Genomic DNA, 7,535 nt, shown 5'->3' with positions numbered 1-7,535 from the left:
CGCGATCCGGCGCCCCCGCGTCCCCATTCACGCAGGCCTCGGAGACTCAGAATGTCCGGAGAAAACAGGATCGCGCAGGCGATGACCCCCGTCGCGCGGTTCCTTGCGCTGGTGGCCGGCTACGCGCTGCTGCTGCTCACCCTGACCATCACCGCCGAGGTGCTGCTGCGGCGCTTCGCAAATGTCTCGCTTCAGGGCGGCGACGAGCTCGGCGGCTACACGCTGGCCATCACCGGTGCCTTCGGCTTTTCGCTCGCCGCGATCGAACGGGCCCACACCCGCGTTGAGATCCTGACCGAGCGCGTCAATCCCGGCGTCGGGTCGGTGCTGAACCTGCTGGCGACGCTGGGCACCATGCTGATGGCGCTTTTCATGGCCTGGCGCGGCTGGGCCGCGCTGATGGAGAGCATTGAATTCAAGTCCCTGTCCGGAACGCCCCTCATGACCCCGCTGTGGATGCCACAAAGCCTCTGGGTCTTCGGACTGGCCGTGTTTGCCGTGGTCTCGACCGCGCTCTTCCTGCACGCGGCGATTCTGTTCCTGTGCGACCGTGACCGGCTGAACCGCTTCTACGGGCCCAAGTCGCTCGACGATCTCATCCATGAAGAACAGGCCGGCGTGACGGCACGAGGTGCACAATGATCGGGATCGGAGAAGCGACGCTCGGCTTCATGATGATGCTGGGCCTGATGTTGATCGGCCTTCCGGTAGCCGTGGCGATGTTCCTCACCGCCTTCACCGGCGCCATGCTCACCATGGGTTGGCCGATCCTGATGACCTTCGGCAACCAGATCTGGAGCGGTCAGAACGATTTCATCCTCACAGCGATCCCGCTTTTCGTCTTCCTAGGAGAAATCCTGGTGCGCTCGGGCGTGGCGGACGGGCTTTACCGCGCGCTGTCGGACTGGATGCGCAAGCTGCCCGGCGGGCTGCTGCACTCGAATATTGGGGCATCGGCCTTCTTTGCCGCGGTCTCGGGATCCTCGGTCGCGACCGCCGCCACCATCGGCAACGTGGCCATCCCGATCCTGTCGGAGCGCAAGTACGACGAGCGCCTGACCGCCGGAACCATCGCCGCGGGCGCCACGCTGGGCATCCTGATCCCGCCGTCGATCAACATCATCATCTACGGCTCGATGACCAACACCTCCATCGGCCAACTCTTTGCCGCCGGTATCCTGCCGGGCATCGCCCTGACCGTCGCCTTCATGGCGCTGATCGCGGTGATCTCTGTCCTGCACCCCGGCGTCGCGGGGCCCAGCCTGCCCGACCGCCCGATGCGCGAAAAGCTGAAGTCCCTGCTGGAAATCCTGCCACCGCTGCTGATCTTCGCCATCGTCATGGGCGTCATCTACGGCGGCTGGGCCACGCCCACGGAATCCGCCGCCATTGGCGTCACCTGCGCGCTGCTGGTGGCCTTGGCCAAGCGCAAGATGACCCTGCCGCTTCTGCACGAGGCGATGATCTCCACCGTCCGGATCTCGGCGATGATCCTGCTGATCATGGTCGGCGCGCATTTCCTGAACTTCGTGATCGGGATGCTCGGCATTCCCCAGACGCTGACCCGCTTCGTGGTCGATCTGGGCGCCGGCCCGATCCAGGTGCTGTTCCTGCTGATCCTCTTCTACCTCATCCTAGGCTGCTTCATGGAGACGCTGTCGATGATGATCGCAACGCTGCCGGTGGTCTTTCCGCTGGTCGTGCAGCTGGGCATCGATCCGGTCTGGTTCGGCATCTTCCTTGTCCTGATGATGGAGACCGGGCTGATCACGCCGCCCATCGGCATGAACCTCTACATCGTTCAGGGCGTGCGCGGGACCGGGTCGATCATGGACGTGATTTGGGGCTCCCTGCCCTTCGTCCTGCTGATGCTGGCCTTCACGATCCTGCTGATCTTCTGGCCGGGACTGGTGCTCTGGTTGCCGAACCTGTTGTTCTGACCATGCAGCTTCTGACAGCCGATTGCGTGATCCCCGGAGCGGAGCGCCCACCGCTGCGCCCCGGGGCCGTGGCGGTGGACGCGGGCCGCATCGTGGCGCTCGGCACGCCCGACAACATGCGCGCGTGCTTTCCCGCCGCGCGCCTCACCGCGCTCGGCGATGCGATCCTGCTGCCCGGCTTCGTGAACGCCCACCAGCATGGGCGCGGCCTCAGCCAGGTGCAGCTGGGCTATCCCGACGACCAACTCGAGCCCTGGATCGCCCGGCGGCGCGGGCGCAAGGCACCCGACGCCTACCTGCTGACCCGGCTTGCCGCGCAGGAGATGCTGCGCAATGGTGTCACCGCCACGCTCCACGCGAATTACTCATACGCCACAGGCGATTACGAGGCCGAGCTGCGCGGTGTCATCCGCGCCTACGAGGAGACCGGGCTGCGCGCCACGGTTTGCGTGGGCTTCGCAAATCAGGGCGGTCTGGTCTACCCGCCGACCGATGAAAGCGCCTTCCGCGATGGCCTGTCCCCGCAGGCACAAGCCCTCCTGAGCCAAACACGGCCCGCCTACCTGCCCTTGCAGGAAACGCTGGTTCTGACGGATCGGCTCCTGTCCGAATATGCCGGCCACCCGACGATCTCGATTGCCCATGGCCCGGCCGGACCGCAATGGGTGTCAGATGCCGCCTGGCAGTCCATCGCCGCCCATGCCGCGCGCACCGGCACCGGCATCCATTTCCATCTGCTGGAATCCCCCGCGCAGCGGGCCGTCGCCGAGACGCTGTGCAGCGGAGCGGTCCTGAAGCACCTCGAAGCCCTCGGCGTCTTCGAGACCCAAGTCAGCGCGGCCCACTTCACCCAGGCGCGCGCGCATGACGTCGAGGAGGCTCTGCGCCTCGGCCTCACCGTCGTGTCGAACCCCGGCGCCAACATGCGGCTCTTCAACGGTGCGCCGCCACTGGCCGACTGGCGTGCGGCCGGGCTTCCCGTGGCGCTCGGCACCGACAATTGCGCACTGGACGATAGCGAGGATTACCTGTCCGAACTGCGCCTCGGCGGCCTGCTGGCCCGGGGCACGGGCGCGGCTGCCAAAGCCAACCGGCTGACCCTCGCAATGGACACCAAGATCGGCGCTCAGGCGATCTTTCAGCCCGACATCGGCACGATCGCCCCGGGCCAGCGCGCCGATCTGGTGGCGCTCGACCCGACCCGCGCGCGCGGCCCCTACACCGATCCCGATTGCGACCCGCTCGATCTGATCCTCGGCCGCTGCACCGGCGCGGACACGCTCCTGACCATGGTCGGCGGAGACATCCGCTACCGCGCCGGCGAGCCGCCCGCGCCCACCGCCGAGGTTGCGGAAATGGCCGCCGCCGCCCGGCTGGCCGGGCCGGATGCCGGCGTGCAGGCCGAGGAAATCGCCGAAGCCCTCCGACAGGAGCTCCCCCGATGATCGTGCTCGTCACCGGCGCCTCTGGCTTCGTCGGCTCTGCCATAGCCGAAGCCCTCTGCGCGCGCCGCATTCCCGTGCTCGGCCTTGACCTTCACCCGCCTCGGAACAGTTGGCCGGGCTTTGACTTCGTCACCGCAGACCTGAGGGATCAGGCATCCCTTGATGCCGCGCTGACCGGGCGCCGCCTGACCCACATGATCCACGCCGCAGCCCTCACCCCCGACGCCGCCTTCGAAGAGGCCAACCCGGACCTCGTGCTCGACGTCAATCTGCTTGGCAGCGTGCGTCTGCTGCAAGCCGCAAAGACCGCCGGCATCCGCCGGCTCCTTCAGCTCTCCTCGATCGCCGTCTACGGCAACGCCGCACCTGAAGCCGACGGGCTCTACCACGAGGACCGCACCACCCCCACGCCGCAAAGCCTTTACGGTATAGGAAAATATGCCGCCGAGATGAGCCTGCGCCGCCTCGCGCCTTCTGCCGGGATCGATCTGTCCATCCTGCGCCTCGGCCCGATCTTCGGCCCGCACGAACGTGCGTCAGACAGCCGGAAGGTCTCCAGCCCACATCACCAGATCCTTCTGGCCGCGCTGGAGGGGCGCCCCGTCACGTTGCCCCGCGCAGTGCCCGCCGACTGGTGCTATTCCCGCGACGCCGCCGCGGCCATCGCTTCACTGGTGAGCAGTGACACCGCATTGCCTGACATCGTGCATATCGGGGCTGGAGAGGTGACCGACCTGCCGGACTGGTGCACGGCGCTGGCCGCGCATCTGCCGCTGAGCTGGCACATCGACGCCGCAGCGCCGACCATCCGCTACGGCTATCCCACCGACCGCCCGGCGCTCGCCATCCAGCGCCTGCGCCGGCTGGTGCCCGGCTCGCACACCCCGCTGCCCCGGGCCGCCGCCGACTGGCTCGGGCACATCGCACATTCGCCGAAGGAGACCCTCTCATGACCCAGCGCCTTGCGGGCCGCGTCGCCATCATAACCGGAGGATCCTCGGGCATCGGGCGCGCCATCGTCCGAAAATACGCGGCCGAAGGCGCCCATGTCTTTGTCGCCGACATCACCGAAGAGGCCGTCGAGGGCGGCCGCCCCGTCTGCGAGGTGGTGGCCGAGGAGGGTGGATCCGCCGTCTTCGTCAAGACCGATGTCTCGTGCGCCGACGCGGTCGAGGCGCTTGTGGACCGGGCCTCCGCCCAGACCGGCCGCCTCGACATTCTCGTCAACAACGCCGTGCTGCGCGCCGGCAAGCCTCTGGTCGAGACCGAGGAGGCCGACTGGGACCGCGTGATGGATGTGAGCCTCAAGGGCGCCTACCTCTGCGCGCGCGCCGCCGTTCGCCAGATGATGACGCAGGAGATCCGCGAGGAGGTGCGCGGCCGCCTGATCCACATCTCCTCCCAGCACGGCCATGTCTCAGCGCCCGAGGATTTTGCCTATGGTGTCAGCAAGGCCGGCATCGCCTACATGACCCGCCAGATTGCCGCCGATTACGGCCCCCATCAGATCGTCTCGAACGCCATCGCTCCCGGCAAGATCCTCACTGGCAAGGGCGGCCGCGCGGTCGAGCCGCGCTGGATCGACTATTCCAAGCAACGCACCCCGTGGCCCCGCCTCGGAACCCCCGACGATGTCGCCCGCGCCGCGATCTTCCTCGCCAGTGACGAGGCGACCTATCTCACCGGACACACCCTGTTCGTTGACGGCGGCTGGATGGCCGCCTGATCCACGCGTGAACCAAGATCTGCGCATTTCCCGACTTTGTAATCATCCGGGACGGCCTGAACACCACACCCGGCGTCTTCTCCGCAGATCTCGCCAACAGCGGCTTACCCGGCACCAAAGCGGGCAGCACGCGCACCCGTGAGGGCGCTTGATCTGGCCGACGCCCGCCATGGTATGCGACGGTGATCGCCGTAGCGGCCGCCTCTCCGACAAATGCTGTCGCCACGCCAGAACCGACAGCCATGGCACTGGGCCGCAGACGCCCTCGAGGTGTCGCCTGAGAGACATCGTGCAAGCCTCGTTCGCGAGTGTCAAAACAAGTCGGCAATCATCTGGCGAAAGCGCGATGCGGCGATTGCGCCCTGCACGCCGATTGGCCAGAAGCGATGAAACGCCATGCGTTTCATGTCCGACACGGGCAGCGGCAGCGTCTCGGTCGTGACGCTGCCCGTCAGGCTCTCTGCGAGATGGGCGCCAAGAGCGGTCGAAAGCGCGACACCGCGCCCGTTGTAGCCATAGGCGATCAGCAACCCGGCCCACGGCGCATGCAGCTTTGGCAAGTGATCTGGCGTGATCGACACCCGGCCGTTCCACGCATAGTCCCATTCGACCGATGCAAGCGCCGGCCAGAGGTGCTCCGCATGGCGCCGAACAGCGCCCATGCTTGCGGCGTCCGACGACGGGCGCATCGGGCCACGGCCACCGATCACCATCCGGCCGGCGGCATCGACACGGCAATAGACCGTCACCAGCCCGGATTCGTAGAGGACCTGCCGCCCGGGCATCACGCGCGCCGCCAGATCCGAGGGCAGCGGCTCGGAGGCGAGCACCGAGCTGAAGACCGGGACGGATGCCTCTGCCAGTCCCGGCCACAGGCGATCCGCATAGCCATTGCAGGCAATCAGAACTTTGGCCGCGCGAACCTCGTGACCATTTGCCGTGAACCGCCAGCCTCCGCCCTGCTCGGCCAGATCGCTGGCGCGTGACCGGGCAAAGATCTCGGCGCCGGCCCGCGCCGCACTCCCGGCGAGGCCCCGCACGAGCTTTAGCGGATCGACATCTCCGCCACGCCTGTCGAGCAAAGCCGCGGGATAGTGCTGATGGCCGGTCAGCGCCGCAAGCGCTTCACCCTCGAGCCAGTCGACCGGCATCCCGAGTGCGCGCATGTCATCATAGGTTCGCCGCACCCCCGCAATGTCACGCTCTGAGGCCGCCGCCCGCAGCGTCCCGTTGCGGCGCAGATCGCAGTCGATGCCAAGCCTGTCGACCAGCGCGGCGGTGACGTCGACCGTGGACCAGCCGAACGCGACGATGCTGCGAGCTTGATCCTCACCGAACCGCTCGTTGAACCACGAGGGATCGAACTTGAGCCCCGGGTTGAGCTGCCCTCCGTTGCGCCCAGAGGCGCCCCAACCCGGCACATGCGCCTCGAAGACCGCCACAGAAACGCCGGCCTCGGCGAGATGAAGAGCCGTAGAAAGGCCGGTCAGCCCGCCTCCGACGATGGCCACATCGACGGTCTTGGGGCCCGCGAGCACGGGCCAGGACGGCTCGGGGCCGTTCTGGTTGAGATAGAGCGCGTTGCCGGCTGTTTCCTCCATGGGCGTCAGGCCGCCTCGGGCAGGGCCACGCTGCTGTCGCGCAGCGCGGCCACGACCCGCGCGAGGCGCTGCTTCAGCGCATCGGAGAGAGGTGGCGTCGGGAGCGCCGACCCGCCGGTGTCGGTCCCGATCAGCTCCAGCGCGTGCCGCAAGGGGCCAGGGCTTTCCTCTGCAGACAGCCCATCCATGAGCCGCCCGAGGCGTCGTTGCAGCGCAAGCGACTCGTCTGCCTTGCCTGCCTGAACCTGCGCCGGGCCCTTCGGCATCCGACCCGCGGAGATCAGCACGTCGCCGACCATGCCACTCGCAAGCTGCTGGAGAAAGAGCGTGTCCTGCCCGCTCGGGGCACCAAGGGATGGGCCGACGCGCTGCATGATCTGGTCGAAGTGATAGAGGTCGGTGCTTGAGGCTTTCATTTCGTCGATGATGCCACCTTCAACGCGCTTTGCAATAATGTCTGGCACAAAAGGCGAGGCGCGCGTATCGGATTTTCATAGCGCATGATCGGCAGGTCCACCTGCATGATGCACCATGTGGATGTCGTCGATCGCGCTTTGCTACGCCGGGGAGTTCTCGTAGGGCGCGTTCAGCATCGGCCCCGTGGCCCCGCCTTCCCGATTGCTCTGGCCGCGGGTATCGCGTCTCCGAGTCCGGGCGCGAGCACACCCGTGTGCGTGGTCGCCAAGACACCCTTGCCTCGCGCTGTTCTCGCCTCATGTCCCCGCAGCATGGGAAGACGTACAAGTACTGCCTCCGCGTCCTCATGGCTCCTGCAAGCAGAAACAGGACGCTCGCCACGGCCCCCGCCGAGAGTACAGCCCCC

The 7,535-nt window shown here is 67.2% G+C and carries 7 protein-coding genes; 5 read left to right on the top strand and 2 right to left on the bottom strand.

What is annotated here, in order from left to right:
- Window positions 1-51: 51 nt before the first annotated feature.
- From R2601_RS22570 to R2601_RS22550, 5 genes are read left to right on the top strand one after another with little or no spacing between them, the layout of a single operon-like run.
- A complete protein-coding gene (locus R2601_RS22570) occupies window positions 52-642 on the top strand; it encodes a TRAP transporter small permease subunit (RefSeq protein WP_110740116.1) in 591 nt (196 codons plus the stop codon).
- The gene (locus R2601_RS22565) at window positions 639-1,940 is read left to right on the top strand and encodes a TRAP transporter large permease (RefSeq protein WP_007803065.1); all 1,302 of its coding nucleotides are present in this window, start codon (window positions 639-641) and stop codon (window positions 1,938-1,940) included. Before R2601_RS22570 ends, R2601_RS22565 begins: the two co-directional genes overlap by 4 nt.
- 2 nt (window positions 1,941-1,942) lie before the next feature.
- A complete protein-coding gene (locus R2601_RS22560) occupies window positions 1,943-3,385 on the top strand; it encodes an amidohydrolase family protein (protein ID WP_007803064.1) in 1,443 nt (480 codons plus the stop codon).
- Window positions 3,382-4,338, top strand: coding sequence for an NAD-dependent epimerase/dehydratase family protein (locus tag R2601_RS22555; RefSeq protein WP_007803063.1), 957 nt, complete (start codon window positions 3,382-3,384; stop codon window positions 4,336-4,338). Before R2601_RS22560 ends, R2601_RS22555 begins: the two co-directional genes overlap by 4 nt.
- On the top strand, window positions 4,335-5,111 hold the full coding sequence (locus R2601_RS22550; RefSeq protein WP_007803062.1) for an SDR family NAD(P)-dependent oxidoreductase: 777 nt from the start codon (window positions 4,335-4,337) through the stop codon (window positions 5,109-5,111). Before R2601_RS22555 ends, R2601_RS22550 begins: the two co-directional genes overlap by 4 nt.
- Before the next feature lie 311 nt (window positions 5,112-5,422).
- Here the strand turns inward: R2601_RS22550 and R2601_RS22545 are convergent, their stop codons facing one another.
- Complete coding sequence (locus R2601_RS22545) at window positions 5,423-6,712, bottom strand: NAD(P)/FAD-dependent oxidoreductase (protein ID WP_007803061.1); 1,290 nt, start codon at window positions 6,710-6,712, stop codon at window positions 5,423-5,425.
- A gap of 5 nt (window positions 6,713-6,717) precedes the next feature.
- A complete protein-coding gene (locus R2601_RS22540; RefSeq protein WP_007803060.1) occupies window positions 6,718-7,128 on the bottom strand; it encodes a dihydrodipicolinate synthase family protein in 411 nt (136 codons plus the stop codon).
- Window positions 7,129-7,535 lie beyond the last annotated feature (407 nt).

This window comes from Salipiger bermudensis HTCC2601 (assembly GCF_000153725.1).
Classification (GTDB): Bacteria; Pseudomonadota; Alphaproteobacteria; order Rhodobacterales; family Rhodobacteraceae; genus Salipiger; species Salipiger bermudensis.
Note: the sequence above shows the minus strand (reverse complement) of the source record. Positions and strands in the feature narration are given on the sequence as shown.